Raw genomic sequence first — 15,735 nt, 5'->3', positions numbered from 1 at the left:
GAAGCACAATGAATGCGATGAAAAACACAATCCCCGTTTTGACTGCTGCCGCTCTTTTATTATCATCTGCAACCGGTACTTATGCAGCGGCTCCCGATCATGTCGTTGATCGGGAAACGGTTTATACACTCCTTAATTCCGATGGGATTGTGAAAAAATCGATCGTTGTGGATTGGTTGTATTTTGAAGGAAATGGAAATGTCACAGTAACAGATCACGGACAATTACATCATATTCGCAATATAAGTGGATTGGAAAAACCAGTGGTGCAAAACGGACAAATCATTTGGGATGCGGAAGTGAAAGGAGAACGGTCGATTTATTATTCCGGCGAAACCAACCAGCCTCTTCCGGTGGATGTTTCGATCAACTATTATCTGAATGGGAAAAAAGTGAATGCTTCCTCATTGGCTGGGAAAAATGGCACAGTAAAAATCGAGATAAAATTAAAGAATCGGCTGAAACAAAAGAAAAACATTTCCTATTCCGGCTATAAGGGTGTCCATCATTCAGTGGAAAAAGAGCTGTACACACCGATTTTATCACTTGTTTCGCTCAACATTCCGACTGAACATTTCACTGATATGAAACTCGGTGACGCAATGACGGTCATGTCGGGGAAAACGATGAGCGCGACTTGGATGATTGTGCCCAATCCGGAAGAGACCATCACCTTTGAAATGAAAGGAACAGACATTGAGCTTGAACCGATCACGATTACTTTGATTCCGAAGCTTCCTCCAGTATCAGAAGTACCGGTTAAAGAACAATTGGAAAAACTAACAGATGGTATTCAGCAAATCTCTTCTGCACTGGATCAAATAGGAGATGGCGCAAATCAACTTGCCGCCGGCAATCATCAAGTAAAAAACGGTTTAAACAGACTTTCCGAAGGGCTTGGACAGCTGAACCAAGTTCATCAGGCCCATGAGGGACTTGTGAAACAGTCGATGGAGGCAAACCGTCAGCTTCTGATGATGGCTCAAAATCTGGCCGCTGAGAAACCGCAGGATGCGAATTTGCAGGCTCTCGTACAGGGACTAAAAGGCCAACAACAAATGCTGACGATGCTAGCCGAAGGGGGAAATTTGCAGGGAAAACCATTTCCAGGACTCGATAAGATGGAAGAAGGCTTAAAAGGCTCAAAAGCTGGGGCTGACAAGTTAGTGGCTGCAGCGGACCAACTGGAAAAAGGTTCGTTGCAACTAAAAACTGGTATAGAGAAGTTATTCGGCGGAACGGTGGAAATGAAAAATGGGCTGATTACCGGATTAAATAAACTGTATGAAGGGGAAGCTATTTTAAATCAATCAAAAACAGCGGCGGAACAATACGATACATTTCTTGGAAAACCAGATGGAGCGAAAGGGGAAGTTCGTTTTATTTTAAAAACAGATCCGATCAAGCCGATGAAGGTGAAAGATTCAGCCGAACAAAAGTCAGACACGAACAACAAGGAAGAGAACATTTCTTTCTTTGAAAAAATAAAAAAGTTGTTAAATAACTTATTTTAACAACTGGAAATGTTCTAATGAAACCATGTAGTGGAAGGACAGAATAGTCATGAAAGTAGGCTTAGCTTTAGGGGGTGGGGCGGTACGCGGATTGGCCCACATTGGAGTATTAAAAGTGTTAAAAAAATATCAAATACCTATTGATTTTATTGCAGGCACCAGTATGGGCGGTGCAATTGGAGGATTAGTCGCTGCTGGTATTGACATCGAGGAAATTGAAGAATTTGTCCTGACCACCCCATCTTATCGATTTGTGGACATTGGAATTTTAAAACGCGGTATTTTAGCCGGAAATAAAATATACGCGATGCTTATTCAATTTTTAGAACAAAAAGGACTTGGCGATATTCGCATTGAGGATCTCAACATTCCTTTTCGGGCAGTATCGGTAGATTTGATTAAAGGGGAAGTTTTTATCTTTAAAGAAGGAAGTCTTAGTTTAGCCATTCGGGCCACTACCTCCGTTCCCGGTATTTTCTCTCCTGTTTATTATCAAGATAAAGTGTTGGTGGATGGGGGAATTTTGAATAACCTCCCGGCTGATTTGCTTCGTGAGGCAGGGATGGATGTTGTTATGGCTGTGGATGTCGAAAGAGAACATGAAGAAGAGGAACCGCGCAATATTTTTGACGTCGTCTATCGTTCTTTCACGATTATGATGACGAGGCAGCGCCGTGCCAATCTTCAATATGCGGATGTGGTTTTTCGGCCGGAAGTCGGGCATATTTTAGCGTTCGACACAACGAGAATCCAAGAGTGCATTGAAGCAGGGGAACGAGAGGCTCAACAAAAAATTCAGGAAGTGTTATCCCTCATAAAATGAATAGAAACGAAGGCAGTCAATGAAAACTTTCTTCAAGGATTGGTGTTTCACCTCAGCAAGGAGCAGGCAAAAGGGAAGCTGTCTCTGGAATGCCAAAGGCCATGATGAATTAACGGATGCAATGAAGCGAGAAACATTGAAGCGAATCATCAGCGGCTTAAACAAACTATTGCGCCTACGAGCAATTGTGGCAGTATCCCGGCAGTCTTTCTTGGCGCAACATCACGTTCTGGCTTATAGGCGCATTCTCGTTTTTCTCTAGCGTGATGCTAGTGGAGAAACGAGTTTTTTTATTGCACTTTTATTGTGTGCATGTTCTAATAATGATTGATAGGAATAGGAAGAGATTGGTCTCTCTGGCAGAGGATATATAGACAGCTTATTTTCAAAGCAAGGAGTGGGGGTCGATGGAGAAAGAGGCAATCATCCGCTTTGAGCGGGTGACGAAGGAATACGATGGGTTAGTCGTGCTCGATGATGTCAGTTTCGAGATTGAGCGCGGGAAGTTTTACACGCTGCTTGGGCCGTCGGGATGCGGGAAGACAACGATTCTTCGTTTAATTGCGGGGTTTACGGAGCCGACGAAAGGAACGATTTATTTTCACGGGAAGCCGGTAAACCACGTTCCCGCCAATAAGCGGCAAGTGAATACGGTGTTTCAAGATTACGCCTTATTTCCGCATTTGAACGTGTTTGAAAACGTGGCGTTTGGATTGCGGGTTAAAAAGAAAAAGCGTTTGGAAATTGAAGAAAAAGTAAAACAGGCGCTTCGGTTTGTGAATTTAGAAGGATACGAGAATCGCAGCATTCAAGAAATGTCTGGGGGCCAGCGGCAGCGGGTGGCGATTGCGCGTGCGATTGTCAACGAACCAGAAGTGCTTCTGCTCGATGAACCGCTGTCGGCGCTTGATTTAAAATTACGCACCGAAATGCAATATGAGCTCCGCGAATTACAGCGCCGGTTAGGGATTACGTTTATTTTTGTCACACATGACCAAGAAGAGGCGTTGGCGATGTCGGACCAAATTTTCGTGCTGAATAAAGGGAAAATCCAGCAAAGCGGCACGCCAAAAGAGATTTACGATGAACCGGTTAATCGGTTTGTCGCTGATTTTATTGGTGAATCGAACATTTTGCGGGGTACGATGATTGAAGATTACCTGGTCGAATTCGCTGGGAAGCGGTTTACGTGCGTGGACAAAGGCTTTCGTCCGAACGAGCCGGTCGATGTTGTCATCCGTCCGGAAGATTTGGAAATTACGACGAGAGATCAAGGAAAGCTCCAAGTGCGCGTTGATTCGCAGCTGTTCCGCGGCGTGCATTACGAGCTATGCTGTTATGACGAAGATGGAAATGAATGGCTCGTCCATTCGACGAAAAAGGCGGAAGTAGGGGAAGAAATCGGGCTTTATTTTGATCCAGAGGACATTCATGTCATGCGCATCAGCGAAGATGATGGTGAGGGATCCGATGAAAAATAGTGTGCGTAACGTTTACTTATTTCCGTATGTTATATGGATCGGGTTATTTGTCGTCGCGCCGATTTTATTAATTTTGTATTATTCGTTCTTTGACATTGATGGGAATTGGACGTTGGCCAATTATAAAACATTCTTTACGCCGATTTATTTAAAGATGGCGGCTAGTTCCGTTTGGTATGCGTTTTTAATTACGTTTTTTTCATTGCTGGTCGCGTATCCAACCGCATATTTGTTGACGAAAACGAAGCATAAACAACTTTGGCTTTTGCTTATGATTTTGCCGACATGGGTGAATTTGCTTTTAAAAGTGTACGCGTTTCTCGGCATTTTTGGCACATACGGATTGGCAAACGCGATTTTAGAAACGATCGGAATCGGCACGAAACAAATTTTGTTTACCGATTTTAGTTTTGTGTTCGTGTCGGTATACATTTTTATCCCGTTTATGATCTTGCCGATTTTTAACTCGCTTGAGGAACTGAATCCGTCGCTGATTGACGCGGCGCGCGATCTTGGCGCTTCGGCTTGGACAACGTTTCGTCGCGTCGTTTTTCCGCTGACGTTAGACGGGGTGAAAGCAGGGTGCCAAGCCGTGTTTATTCCGTCATTATCGCTCTTTATGATTACGCGTTTAGTCGCGGGAAACCGCGTCATTACGCTCGGTACGGCGATTGAAGAGCATTTTCTTGTCACACAAAACTGGGGCATGGGTTCGACGATTGCCGTGTTTTTAATTATCGCGATGGCCATTGTCGTCGTTATGACAGGAAATCGGAAGTGAGGGTTCGGCGATGCGAAGCAACAAAAAGTGGGCGACCGCGTATTTAGTGTTCGTGTTTCTCATTTTGTACACCCCGATTATTTATTTAATTTACTATTCGTTTAATAGCGGCGGCACAATGCACGATTTTCAGCATTTTACGCTGGAGTGGTATCAGGAAGTCATCCATGATACCCGTTTATGGATTATTGTGTTGAATACACTGACGATTGCCCTTTTGTCTGCGGCGATTTCTACCATTCTTGGAGTAATTGGAGCGTTAGCCATTTATTATGTAAAAAAACGTCACATGAAACAGTTGCTTTTAACGTTGAATAACGTATTAATCGTTAGCCCGGATGTCATTATCGGCGCCTCATTTTTAATTTTGTTTACGATTATCGGCATTCATCTTGGTTTTACGTCGGTGTTGCTGTCCCATATCGCGTTTAGCGTTCCGATCGTCGTGTTGATGGTGCTTCCAAAATTGCAGGAAATGAGTCCGACACTGATTGACGCGGCGCGTGATTTAGGGGCGAATCAATGGGATGTGCTGACGAAAGTAATATTGCCGTTTATTACTCCTGGTATTTTCGCTGGTTTTTTCATGGCATTGACGTATTCGCTAGATGATTTCGCGGTGACGTTTTTTGTGACAGGCAACGGTTTCTCAACACTATCGGTGGAAATTTATTCACGGGCGCGTCAAGGCATATCCTTATCAATTAACGCATTATCGACATTATTATTTTTATTTACGGTTGTGCTGGTGATCGGCTACTACTTTATTAGCCAGAAAAGCAGTACCTTATACGGAATGAGGGGGCGACGAAAATGAGAAAGCTTATATCATTTTTTGCGGCCGTTTTTTTCGCCTCGTTTGTACTGCTTTACGCATCTGCCCAGCTGAATAAAACGGAAGGATATGCCGGAAAAAATACATTGACAGTGTATAACTGGGGCGATTACATCGATCCTGCGCTTATTAAAAAGTTTGAAAAGCAGACGGGCATAAAAGTCATCTACCAAACGTTTGATTCCAATGAAGCGATGATGGCGAAAATCGCCCAAGGCGGTACAACGTTTGACGTTGCCGTTCCGTCCGAATATGCGGTCAACAAAATGAAGGAAGATGGATTGCTTATTCCGCTCGACCATTCGAAGCTGCCAAATTTAAAATATATCAACCCGCGCTTTTTGAATTTATCGTTTGACCCGGGTAACAAGTATTCGGTTCCGTATTTTTGGGGAACGGTCGGCATTGTCTATAATCCGGAAATGCTTGGCGGCAAAAAAATAACGAGCTGGAACGATTTATGGGATAAAGATTTGCGCAATCAAATTTTGTTGGTTGACGGAGCGCGCGAAGTGATTGGCATGGGGCTCAATAGTTTGCATTATTCGTTAAATGACACGAATAAGAAGCACTTACAAGAAGCGAAGGAAAAGCTAGACCGCCTTACGCCGAACGTAAAGGCAATTGTCGGCGATGAGATTAAAATGCTTTTGGCAAGTGAAGAAGCGGCGATCGGTGTCGTCTGGTCAGGAGATGCGGCGGAGATTATTGCGGAAAATGACAAGCTCGATTATGTTGTGCCGAAAGAAGGATCAAATTTATGGTTCGATAATATGGTGATTCCGAAAACGGCGAAAAATATTGAAGGGGCGCATCAATTTATTAATTTTATGCTTGATCCGAAAAACGCTGCGCAAAACGCGGAGTATGTCGGCTATTCGACGCCGAATGAGAAGGCGCTGGACTATTTGCCGAAAGAAGTTACCGAGGATAAACGGTTTTATCCAGATTTTGAGTCAGTCGGAAACTTAGAAGTGTACGAAAATTTAGGAAAACGAATGCTTGCTTATTACAACGAGCTGTTTTTGCAGTTTAAAATGCATCGGAAATAAGGGGAAAAGGGAGACGGAGAGAATTGAAGCGGTTTAAAAAGGTGTGGCTTGCGTTTTTGTCTGTTGTTTTGTTTCTGTCGGGAAAACTGAAGTGGATGCTGGCAATTTTTAAGTTTTTAAAATTCAGTTCTCTCATTTCTTTATTTATTTCGATCGGCGCGTATGCCATTGTATATGGATGGAAGTTTGCGGTGGCGCTCGTGTATTTGCTTTATGTGCATGAAATGGGCCATTTGTTTGCGGCGAAAAGGTTAGGAATTCCAACATCGAAGGCGATTTTTATTCCGTTTGTCGGAGCGCTTATTGCGCTAAAGGAAGAACCGAAATCGGCGAAAGATGAGGCGTATTTGGCGTACGCAGGCCCGTTGTGGGGGACATTGGGGTTTCTTCCGGCTTTGCCATTGTACTGGATGACAGAAGACCCGTTTTGGGGATTAGCCATTGCGCTTGGAGCGCTTATTAATTTATTCAATCTTATGCCTCTGCATCCGCTAGACGGCGGGCGAATTGTCGGAGTGATTTCGCCAAAAATATGGTTTTTTGGCCTTATTGGAATGACCGTTTATTTTCTTTGGAACCCGGGACCGATCGCCCCGCTCCTTATTTTATTAGGCGCTGTGAAATGCTGGGAGCTTTTGCGCCGGGAGTTTCGCTGGAAAAAGGCGCAAATCCATAAAGAAATCAATGAAACAGTATTGCAGGCGCTCCAACGGTACATGCTTTTATCAGAAGAGGAGCGGCAAGAAGTGTATTGGCATTGGGAAGATGAGCTCGAACGCAGGGAGACGGAGCTGCAGCGGAGAAAAACATGGTACCTCCCTATTTTCCAGGATGAGCAAAAACTGCAAAACTATCGCTTGGAGCAGTATGTGGAAAAGTACAGTCAGTTATTGGAGGCAACTCGATGGGGAGGATTGCAGGAACAAACCGTTCTTCACTTTATCCATGCGCTCCAAAAAGAAATCGAAGAAAACGAACAAGAAATACAGAAGCAAGCAGTATATTATCGTGCGGATGCGAAAACAAAATGGACATGGTTATGTTTATACCTTGCGCTTGCGGTTGTTCTTGCCGTGTTCACAGCGTACGGGCAACAGATTATGGATGCCAATCAGTCGCTTATTTCATAATGAAATCAAGGGCGGCCCTTCAACAGGAACGTTTAGTTCTTTTTGGGCCACCCCCATTTTTGCTAAACATTATACGGAGTGGGCAGTTGCATTCTTCTCTCTATGTATTTGAAGGACAAACCGGGCTGCCGTTACACAAAGGATACCCGCAACAATAAATATAAATGTATAGGTTCCGAACCATGTGTGCAAGATACCGCCGCCAAAGGCAGCAGCTGCGGCTCCAAGTTGATGAAAAGCCCATATCCAGCCAAATATCACTCCGCTTTGCTTTCCAAATACATCACTGCACAAGCGAACAGTAGGAGGTACTGTTGCAACCCAATCAAGTCCATAGAAGACAACAAAAATGGATAAGCCTAAAAACGTAGAGTCCAGAGCATATGGGAGAAAAACAAGGGAAATTCCGCGCAATCCATAATACCAGAATAATAGCCAACGATTATTCCAGCGATCCGAAAGCCAGCCTGACAGTGTTGTTCCTAAAATATCGAAAATCCCCATAACAGCTAGCATGCCGGCTGCTGTTACTTCTGGAATTCCATGTTCCATACAAGCAGGAATGAGGTGGGTTCCAATGAGCCCATTCGTAGATAAACCACAAACAAAGAAACTTCCTGCAAGCAACCAAAAATCTTTGGAGCGAACTCCCGTTTTCAATCCATTTAGTGCAGAAAGGAAAGGACTTGCATGGGGAGCAGATGCCGTTTCAACCGGCTCTGTTGCACCATATGGAAGAAGGCCTACATCACTGGGCTTATCACGCATAAACAATCCTACACATAACATCGTAATCAATGCGGATAAGGAGATAACCAAGACAACCGTTTGCCAGCCGTAAGAGGAGATCATTTTTGCGAATAAAGGTAAAAAAACAAGTTGTCCTGCTGCACCGCTGGCGGAAAACACGCCTACAATCAATCCGCGCTTTTCTTTAAACCAACGATTTGCTATTACCGCTCCTAAAACAGAGGAAGTGAACCCTGACCCGGTTCCAACTAAAAATCCCCATAACAATGTCATCTGCCATGTCGTTTTCATCCATACGGAGAGCCCCGTACCTACCACTAGCAATGACAGAGCGATGAGCGTCATTCGTTTTACCCCATATTGTTCCATAAACGCTGCCGCAAATGGCCCGCAAAGACCATATAATGCTATATTAATAGCCAAAGGAAACGTAACTTCTGCGCGGGTCCATCCAAACGATAGCTCAAAAGGAACGATGAGAACACCGGGAGTAGAACGTACGCCTGCTGAGACTAACAATGCCAAGAAGGTGGTCCCAGCCACAATCCAGTAAATACGATGTGACGTCGATGTAGTGGAAGAAGAATGATCACTATCCATTTTCAATCCCCCGATCATATAGAAAATGATTAAAATAATATTATGAGACCAACGGAGAAATTGTAAATAAAAACATAAAGTAAACATGCAAATAATTGGTGTGCACAAAGAAGAGGGTGTCCGAAAAGAGATCCGCTTTGGGACATCCTCATTTTGTTTAAAATGGCAGTGGGCATATGGGGAATCTCTATAGCTGCCCATTTTGGGAATTTTCCTGAATTTTGGGAAAAAGAACAAGAAAAGTGAAAACGAACAGCTTGCTTTCGCTTTATTGTTTGCCAAAAACGATCATGTTATAAAGAAGAAAGAAAGCGCTACCAAAAATGAGATCGAGCGAAAACCTAAGAAAGGGAGTGAGTGGACATGATGCAAAAAATTCAGCGGTTTGGCGCAGCGATGTTTGTGCCGGTATTGCTTTTTCCGTTCGCTGGCATAGTTGTCGGCTTGACGATCTTATTTAAAAACCCCGATATCATGGGATCCATGGCTGATCCAAACGGAATGTGGTACAAGTTTTGGACGGTAGTAGAAGAGGGAGGATGGACGGTCTTCCGGCAAATGCCGCTATTGTTTGTTATAGGGATTCCGATCGGGTTGGCAAAAAAGGCTCATGCGAGAGCTTGCATGGAAGCGATCGTTACTTATTTAACATTCAATTATTTTATTAACGCGATATTGACACTTTGGGGAGATAAATTTGGTGTAGATTTCAGCCAGGAAGTTGGCGGAGTTAGCGGTTTGACAATGATAGCGGGAATCAAAACGTTAGATACGAGCATTATTGGAGCGATTGTTATCTCTTCCATTGTCGTAGTGCTTCATAACCGTTATTTCGATACGAAACTTCCTGATTTTCTCGGCATTTTTCAAGGTTCATCATTTGTGGTGATTATCGCATTCCTTGTGATGCTCCCAGTTGCTCTAATAACAGCATATGTTTGGCCGATCGTACAACATGGCATCGCATCTTTACAAGGATTTTTGGCAAGTTCAGGAGTATTTGGGGTTTGGTTGTATACATTTTTAGAGCGCATCCTCATTCCAACAGGATTGCATCACTTCATCTACGGCCCGTTTGTCTTTGGTCCTGCGGTTGTTGAAGGGGGAATCGCGAAGTATTGGATGGAGCATTTATCAGAATACGCGACATCTGCCCATTCTTTAAAAGAAATGTTTCCAGAAGGCGGGTTTGCATTGCACGGGATGTCTAAAATCTTTGGTATTCCAGGCATCGCATTAGCGATGTATGTAACTGCAAAACCAGAAAAAAGAAAGCAAGTTTCAGGATTATTAATTTCTGCCGCTTTAACGGCTGTTATTGCCGGAATTACAGAACCGATTGAATTTACTTTCCTGTTTGTGGCACCTTGGTTATTTGCCGTTCATGCCATTTTGGCAGCAACGATGGCAGCAGTGATGTATGCATTCGGCGTTGTAGGAAATATGGGCGGGGGACTGCTAGAAATCGCTACGGCAAACTGGATTCCATTATTTAAATATCATAGCACGACCTATCTCATCCAATGGGCAATCGGTTTCATATTTATGATCATTTACTTCTTTGTTTTCCGGTATTTGATTCTGAAATTTAATGTGGCGACGCCGGGACGCGAAGCGGATGATTCAGCAGAGACGAAATTATATACGAAAGCAGATTATAAAGCAAAAAAACAAGCTGGCCAAAATGCAAGTGGCAACAGCTATACGGTTCAAGCATTGCAATTTTTAGACGCGCTCGGTGGCCCTGAAAATATCGTGTCGGTTACCAATTGCGCCACACGCCTTCGCGTTAGCGTCAATGATGAATCAAAAGTCGCGCCAGATAGCGCGTTCAAATCTGCGGGAGCCCATGGTGTCGTTCGTAATGGCAAGGCGATCCAAGTGATCGTTGGTTTATCCGTCCCGCAAGTGCGGGAGCAGTTCGAGAAAGCTTTAGAAGAAAAGGGATTCAAGACAGGATCGTGACGATCATGATGAATAAGAAGTTGGGAAAATTCTTATTTAATGTGAAAAAGAACGAAACGTGTGATTAGGCACAGAATGGCTGGAATCCATTGTTCCCATATTTTCGGTTTGCTATAACAGTAGTGAAAGCGCTAACGATAAAAAGGAGGAAGAAAAATGAAAAAGTTTTCCATTTTGATTGCAGGCGGGGGAAGCACGTTTACTCCGGGAATTGTGTTAATGTTGTTGGATAATTTAGACAAATTTCCGATTCGCAAGTTAAAGTTGTACGATATTGATAAAGAACGGCAAAGTATCATCGCCGGGGCATGTGAAGTGATTTTAAGAGAAAAAGCTCCAGAAATTGAGTTTCTCGCTACTACCGATCCGGAAGAGGCGTTTACCGATGTTGACTTTGTCATGGCCCACATTCGGGTGGGAAAATACGCGATGCGCGAATTGGATGAAAAAATTCCGTTGAAATATGGCGTGGTAGGCCAAGAAACGTGCGGGCCAGGTGGAATTGCATATGGCATGCGTTCAATCGGAGGAGTATTAGAATTAATTGATTATATGGAAAAATACTCTCCTAATGCATGGATGCTCAATTATTCCAACCCGGCAGCGATTGTAGCTGAAGCGACGCGCCGTCTCCGTCCTCATTCGAAAGTACTTAACATTTGTGATATGCCTGTCGCAATCGAAGAACGCATGGCGCGGATTTTAGGGTTAAAATCCCGCAAAGAAATGACGGTGAGATATTATGGGTTGAACCATTTTGGATGGTGGACAGATATCCGCGACAAAGAAGGAAACGATTTAATGCCTAAATTAAAGGAGCATGTTGCAAAGTACGGGTACGTTGTCAATGACGGCGGGGACAACCAGCATGTTGATGCTAGCTGGCAAGACACGTTCTTGAAAGCGAGAGACGTATATGCATTAGATCCAGATACGCTGCCGAACACATATTTAAAATACTATTTCTTCCCGGATGAAGTAGTGGCGCATTCTAACCCGAATTATACAAGAGCCAATGAAGTAATGGATGGGCGCGAAAAATTTGTATTTACGGAATGTAAAAAAATCATTGAGAACCAATCAACAGAAGGAAGCGCGCTTCATATTGACGAACACGCCTCATACATTGTTGATTTAGCGCGTGCCATCGCCTATAACACCCATGAAAGAATGCTGCTTATTGTAGAAAATAAAGGAGCTATTTCTAATTTTGACCCGACCGCGATGGTGGAAATTCCATGCATTGTCGGCAGCAACGGTCCTGAACCGCTATCGATCGGAGAAATTCCGCAATTCCAAAAAGGGTTAATGGAACAACAAGTATCTGTAGAAAAATTAGTAGTGGAAGCATGGGCCACAAAATCTTACCAAAAATTATGGCAAGCGCTTACGCTATCTAAAACAGTGCCAAGCGCGAAAGTGGCAAAACAAATATTAGATGATTTAATCGAAGCAAATAAAGGGTATTGGCCAGAATTGCATTAAAAAGAATACGAAACAAAAAGCACAGCATTTCGTGCTTTTTGTTTCGTTCTCCTCCTTCCTTTAAAAAGAAATAGTTATTTAGTAAACTTTTTTTAAAGGAAGGAGGGTCAAAAATGAAAATCGAGGAATTGATTAATAAACATTATAATCAACTAAATGAGACCGATTTCCATATTCTAAAGTATATTTTAAACAATAAAAGCGAATGCCATAAATTAGGAATCAACAGTTTGGCAGAAAAGTGCAATGTTTCACGCTCATCCATTTTAAGGTTAGCCCAAAAGCTTGGGTTTAGTGGATATAGTGAGTTTCGTGTGTTTCTGAAATGGCAAGAACAAGAAGGAAACCATAGTGATAAAAGCCAAGTTGAAATTTTAAGAAATGATATTCTCGAAACATTAAAATATATCAAGACAAAAGATTTTTCTGACATGTGCAAATTAATCCATCACGCGCGAAGAATATTTATTTATGGAACCGGTACGGCGCAATTGGACTGTGCCTTTGAATTGCAACGAATGTTTCTGGCCGTGCAAAAATATTTGCATGTCATTCAGGCACAAACGGAATTGGAAATGGTAATTAAAAGCCTGACGCTAGATGATTTAGTCATTATTATTTCTTTTTCCGGAGATACTCCGACGATTTTTCCGGCAGTTCAGTCACTGGTTGCGAAAGGAATCCCGTTTATTTCAGTAACAAACTTAAAAAATAATCGGTTGGCCAGAATGACTCCTTTTAATTTATATGCTAATAGCTCGAGCAACGAATTCAGCGATGGCACTAAACTCAACACGTTTGCCTCTTTTTTTATTATAGGGGAGATGCTGTTTAGCCACTATGTCGATTATCTTAAGCAATTGAATAAAAATGGTGAATCATCATGAGAAAATCGAAAAATTCTTTGGCTGGGAATTCTCGCACCATAACGGCGAAAAGTATTGTTCTTTTTAAAACGGCCATTTACTTTTTTTATGCAATACCATTGATTTTTGTCACTTACCTTTACTTAATGGCGCTTCATGCACAGGAAACATTTTTCACGCCGGTGATCCGCGAGCCGATCATCACTATTATGTTTGTTATAGCGATGCTAAATCCTTTTTTTGCCGTATTAACAAAAGTAGCGGTAAATGATTTAGAAAGCAAAAAACATGTGAAGTTATCCTATGTGACATTATGGATGGTAGCTGTATCTCAATTGCTTATTGGCAATCTCTTTGGGAGTATCATCCTCTTGCTCGGTTTGTATCAACAGAGGAAAGAACAACCAGCTTTATTAGAAAAGAAGATAGATTTTAAATATAAAGGAGCATACGTCAGATTTTTGGGGAGCACATTGGTATTTTTTCTCTCTATGGTTTGTTTATTTTTATTAATTAAAATACATTTTCCAAACGGGTAGAAAGATGGGTGAAGAGATGCTAAAAAAATTGTTTAGTAAAAAAATAGAAACTAGAGTAGTGGAAATATACTCCCCGCTTGATGGGGAAGCAATACCGCTAGAAGAAGTTCCTGACCCTGTATTCGCCCAAAAAATGATGGGAGACGGTTTAGCGATTATTCCGAAGAACGGAAAAGTAGTTTCCCCTATTAACGGAAAGGTTGTGCAAATTTTTCCTACGAAGCATGCAGTCGGTCTTGTTTCAGAAGAAGGATTAGAAATACTTATCCATATTGGGTTAGAAACTGTAGAGTTAAATGGAGAAGGGTTTGAAGTTGAGGTAAATGTTGGGGAAACAGTGAAAGTGGGAGATCCTTTGCTGAATGTAGATCTTGACTATTTAGAGCAAAAACATAAAGAAATCGTAACCCCGATTGTTATTACCAATATGTTTGATAAAGTAGGAGATTTAGAATACGTCGAAAAGAATAATGCAGTCACAAGAGGGGATGTCATCATGAAATGCAGTGTAAAAATGGCTTGAACATCTCATTTTTATGCACATTACTGAGCGAAAATAGGTTTTCGATAATAGATCTACGGTCAAGCACAGCTTTGGAAGGTACGATCTAGGTATGCTGTGAACATGAAGAAGTGACTGACCCCAAAAGGAATATAAACTGTTTTAAGGGATCAGCCACTCATCTATATAAAAAGGGGGGATTACGCGTTTTTTGCTTGCGCTTCTTTCCATTTGGCCAGTTCGGTTTCGACTTCTTCGTCAATGGACGGAGGAAACGCGTGCGTGGACTCAAGGAAGCGGCGGCTTGCGTTTGCTTCAGCTTCTAAGGCGAAGACGCGTTCTTCCATGCGTGTGAAGCCGCGAAGCGCCTGTTCAGGATGGAAAGACGCGAGCGCCGCGTTGATGTTTTTCAATGTTTTTGCGGCGTTTGCGCGCGCGTGGAGCTCCCATTGTTTTGCGGAAAGCTCTTCGTATTTTTCGCAAAGTTTGTTTAACTGTTCGGTCATATAGGCTGTTTTTTCTTGGATCGTTTCATATTGTTGCTGGTAAGCGGAAAGTTTTTTCTCATACATGAGCTTGTCCCGTAACGCAAGTTTTGCGATGGCTTCTTCGTTTCGCTCCAATGCTAGTTTCGCTTGGTGCGTCCGTTTTTCGATCATTGTTTTTACATGCGCAATCAGCGATTCATAACGTTGTTCCAGCGCCATTTGTTGGGCGATGGAGCGCTGCGCCGTTTCGATTTGTTCTTGCAGTTCGCGTAAATACTGTTTCGTTAAGGCAATAGGATCTTCCCATTGATCGACAAGTTCGTGCAAATTAGCCAGTATTATCGTTTTGACGCGACGGAATAACCCCATCATTGTTCCTCCTTCTTGATCGTTTTTTCCCATTCATCTAAAAAATCTCGTTTTTGTATGGTTGGTGTTGGCCATGTTGCCATCGGTCTGGCCTTTTGTTCTTGTTTCTTGTAAAGCGAATAGATGGCGATGAACGCAAGCGGGATTAGCAGCCATTTTGGCAATAATGCGATCATGCCCCATACGATAATGGCAAGTCCCAGCCATTTAAACGGCCCACTCGTTTTCCATAACAGCCAACCTATGATCAAAAGCCCTAATTGGAAAAGAAGGGAAAACATCCCGATAGTGATCCAACCGCCGAATTCCCAAAACCCGAATCCGGGCCCATAATGGAACACAAAATGGTGATGAGGCGCAAACGGCCCGTAGTGGCGAGGCATGTATGCCATCGGCATATTGTATTCCCACGCAAGACGACCGATGCGCATCGCTCCATATATGGCGATGATGGCAAGAGCGAGGATGGCGACCGTTCGCTTTTTCATACACGTTTCCACCTCCTTTCTCGTTGGAAGCAACATAGCGTTTTCAGTTTGCATTGTAAAAAAGAAA

General features: G+C 42.8%; 15 protein-coding genes. 12 read left to right on the top strand and 3 right to left on the bottom strand.

Annotated elements, in window-relative coordinates; all coding sequences use genetic code 11:
* Window positions 1–8 precede the first annotated feature (8 nt).
* The 7 genes from MWM02_RS17610 to MWM02_RS17580 all read left to right on the top strand — a co-directional run bounded on the left by MWM02_RS17610 (window position 9) and on the right by MWM02_RS17580 (window position 7,616).
* On the top strand, window positions 9–1,514 hold the full coding sequence (locus MWM02_RS17610) for a hypothetical protein (RefSeq protein ID WP_244402575.1): 1,506 nt from the start codon (window positions 9–11) through the stop codon (window positions 1,512–1,514).
* A 49-nt stretch (window positions 1,515–1,563) separates the two neighbouring features.
* Window positions 1,564–2,337 (top strand): patatin-like phospholipase family protein, encoded by a 774-nt coding sequence (locus tag MWM02_RS17605; protein WP_064553454.1) that lies wholly within the window; start codon window positions 1,564–1,566, stop codon window positions 2,335–2,337.
* A 407-nt stretch (window positions 2,338–2,744) separates the two neighbouring features.
* Window positions 2,745–3,818 (top strand): ABC transporter ATP-binding protein, encoded by a 1,074-nt coding sequence (locus MWM02_RS17600; RefSeq protein WP_090948737.1) that lies wholly within the window; start codon window positions 2,745–2,747, stop codon window positions 3,816–3,818.
* On the top strand, window positions 3,808–4,599 hold the full coding sequence (locus tag MWM02_RS17595) for an ABC transporter permease (protein ID WP_064553450.1): 792 nt from the start codon (window positions 3,808–3,810) through the stop codon (window positions 4,597–4,599). Before MWM02_RS17600 ends, MWM02_RS17595 begins: the two co-directional genes overlap by 11 nt.
* Before the next feature lie 10 nt (window positions 4,600–4,609).
* Window positions 4,610–5,416: an ABC transporter permease gene (locus MWM02_RS17590; RefSeq protein WP_064553448.1), complete on the top strand. Its 807-nt coding sequence runs from the start codon at window positions 4,610–4,612 to the stop codon at window positions 5,414–5,416.
* Window positions 5,413–6,486 (top strand): ABC transporter substrate-binding protein, encoded by a 1,074-nt coding sequence (locus MWM02_RS17585; protein WP_064553446.1) that lies wholly within the window; start codon window positions 5,413–5,415, stop codon window positions 6,484–6,486. The genes MWM02_RS17590 and MWM02_RS17585 overlap by 4 nt, the downstream gene beginning before the upstream one ends.
* Before the next feature lie 23 nt (window positions 6,487–6,509).
* Complete coding sequence (locus tag MWM02_RS17580) at window positions 6,510–7,616, top strand: site-2 protease family protein (RefSeq protein ID WP_244402574.1); 1,107 nt, start codon at window positions 6,510–6,512, stop codon at window positions 7,614–7,616.
* Window positions 7,617–7,685: 69 nt separating this feature from the next.
* Here MWM02_RS17580 and MWM02_RS17575 read toward each other — a convergent pair whose 3' ends face one another.
* Window positions 7,686–8,966: an MFS transporter gene (locus MWM02_RS17575; RefSeq protein WP_244402573.1), complete on the bottom strand. Its 1,281-nt coding sequence runs from the start codon at window positions 8,964–8,966 to the stop codon at window positions 7,686–7,688.
* 363 nt (window positions 8,967–9,329) lie between these two features.
* Between MWM02_RS17575 and MWM02_RS17570 the strand changes: the two genes are divergently transcribed.
* The 5 genes from MWM02_RS17570 to MWM02_RS17550 all read left to right on the top strand — a co-directional run bounded on the left by MWM02_RS17570 (window position 9,330) and on the right by MWM02_RS17550 (window position 14,344).
* The gene (locus tag MWM02_RS17570; RefSeq protein ID WP_064553442.1) at window positions 9,330–10,931 is read left to right on the top strand and encodes an alpha-glucoside-specific PTS transporter subunit IIBC; all 1,602 of its coding nucleotides are present in this window, start codon (window positions 9,330–9,332) and stop codon (window positions 10,929–10,931) included.
* 156 nt (window positions 10,932–11,087) lie between these two features.
* On the top strand, window positions 11,088–12,416 hold the full coding sequence (glvA, locus tag MWM02_RS17565; protein WP_244402572.1) for a 6-phospho-alpha-glucosidase: 1,329 nt from the start codon (window positions 11,088–11,090) through the stop codon (window positions 12,414–12,416).
* Window positions 12,417–12,529: 113 nt separating this feature from the next.
* On the top strand, window positions 12,530–13,303 hold the full coding sequence (locus MWM02_RS17560; protein ID WP_090948744.1) for a MurR/RpiR family transcriptional regulator: 774 nt from the start codon (window positions 12,530–12,532) through the stop codon (window positions 13,301–13,303).
* Window positions 13,300–13,821 carry a hypothetical protein gene (locus MWM02_RS17555; RefSeq protein ID WP_244402571.1) on the top strand — a complete coding sequence of 174 codons (522 nt, stop codon included), beginning with the start codon at window positions 13,300–13,302 and terminating at the stop codon, window positions 13,819–13,821. Before MWM02_RS17560 ends, MWM02_RS17555 begins: the two co-directional genes overlap by 4 nt.
* Before the next feature lie 16 nt (window positions 13,822–13,837).
* A complete protein-coding gene (locus tag MWM02_RS17550) occupies window positions 13,838–14,344 on the top strand; it encodes a PTS sugar transporter subunit IIA (protein WP_244402570.1) in 507 nt (168 codons plus the stop codon).
* Between the two features lie 179 nt (window positions 14,345–14,523).
* Here MWM02_RS17550 and MWM02_RS17545 read toward each other — a convergent pair whose 3' ends face one another.
* A complete protein-coding gene (locus MWM02_RS17545) occupies window positions 14,524–15,180 on the bottom strand; it encodes a PspA/IM30 family protein (protein ID WP_244402569.1) in 657 nt (218 codons plus the stop codon).
* Window positions 15,180–15,668: a hypothetical protein gene (locus tag MWM02_RS17540; protein WP_244402568.1), complete on the bottom strand. Its 489-nt coding sequence runs from the start codon at window positions 15,666–15,668 to the stop codon at window positions 15,180–15,182. Before MWM02_RS17540 ends, MWM02_RS17545 begins: the two co-directional genes overlap by 1 nt.
* Window positions 15,669–15,735 lie beyond the last annotated feature (67 nt).

The sequence above is a fragment of the Parageobacillus sp. KH3-4 genome (assembly GCF_022846435.1).
GTDB classification, from domain to species: Bacteria; Bacillota; Bacilli; order Bacillales; family Anoxybacillaceae; genus Parageobacillus; species Parageobacillus thermoglucosidasius_A.
This window is presented reverse-complemented; position numbering and strand designations above follow the sequence as displayed.

Coding starts and splice junctions, on each gene's coding strand:
- MWM02_RS17600 (WP_090948737.1), top strand. CDS start 2,745: ATGGAGAAAGAGGCAATCATCCGCTTTGAGCGGGTGACGAAGGAATAC.
- MWM02_RS17575 (WP_244402573.1), bottom strand. CDS start 8,966: ATGGATAGTGATCATTCTTCTTCCACTACATCGACGTCACATCGTATT.
- MWM02_RS17550 (WP_244402570.1), top strand. CDS start 13,838: ATGCTAAAAAAATTGTTTAGTAAAAAAATAGAAACTAGAGTAGTGGAA.
- MWM02_RS17605 (WP_064553454.1), top strand. CDS start 1,564: ATGAAAGTAGGCTTAGCTTTAGGGGGTGGGGCGGTACGCGGATTGGCC.
- glvA (WP_244402572.1), top strand. CDS start 11,088: ATGAAAAAGTTTTCCATTTTGATTGCAGGCGGGGGAAGCACGTTTACT.
- MWM02_RS17560 (WP_090948744.1), top strand. CDS start 12,530: ATGAAAATCGAGGAATTGATTAATAAACATTATAATCAACTAAATGAG.
- MWM02_RS17610 (WP_244402575.1), top strand. CDS start 9: ATGAATGCGATGAAAAACACAATCCCCGTTTTGACTGCTGCCGCTCTT.
- MWM02_RS17540 (WP_244402568.1), bottom strand. CDS start 15,668: ATGAAAAAGCGAACGGTCGCCATCCTCGCTCTTGCCATCATCGCCATA.
- MWM02_RS17570 (WP_064553442.1), top strand. CDS start 9,330: ATGATGCAAAAAATTCAGCGGTTTGGCGCAGCGATGTTTGTGCCGGTA.
- MWM02_RS17590 (WP_064553448.1), top strand. CDS start 4,610: ATGCGAAGCAACAAAAAGTGGGCGACCGCGTATTTAGTGTTCGTGTTT.
- MWM02_RS17545 (WP_244402569.1), bottom strand. CDS start 15,180: ATGGGGTTATTCCGTCGCGTCAAAACGATAATACTGGCTAATTTGCAC.
- MWM02_RS17585 (WP_064553446.1), top strand. CDS start 5,413: ATGAGAAAGCTTATATCATTTTTTGCGGCCGTTTTTTTCGCCTCGTTT.
- MWM02_RS17555 (WP_244402571.1), top strand. CDS start 13,300: ATGAGAAAATCGAAAAATTCTTTGGCTGGGAATTCTCGCACCATAACG.
- MWM02_RS17595 (WP_064553450.1), top strand. CDS start 3,808: ATGAAAAATAGTGTGCGTAACGTTTACTTATTTCCGTATGTTATATGG.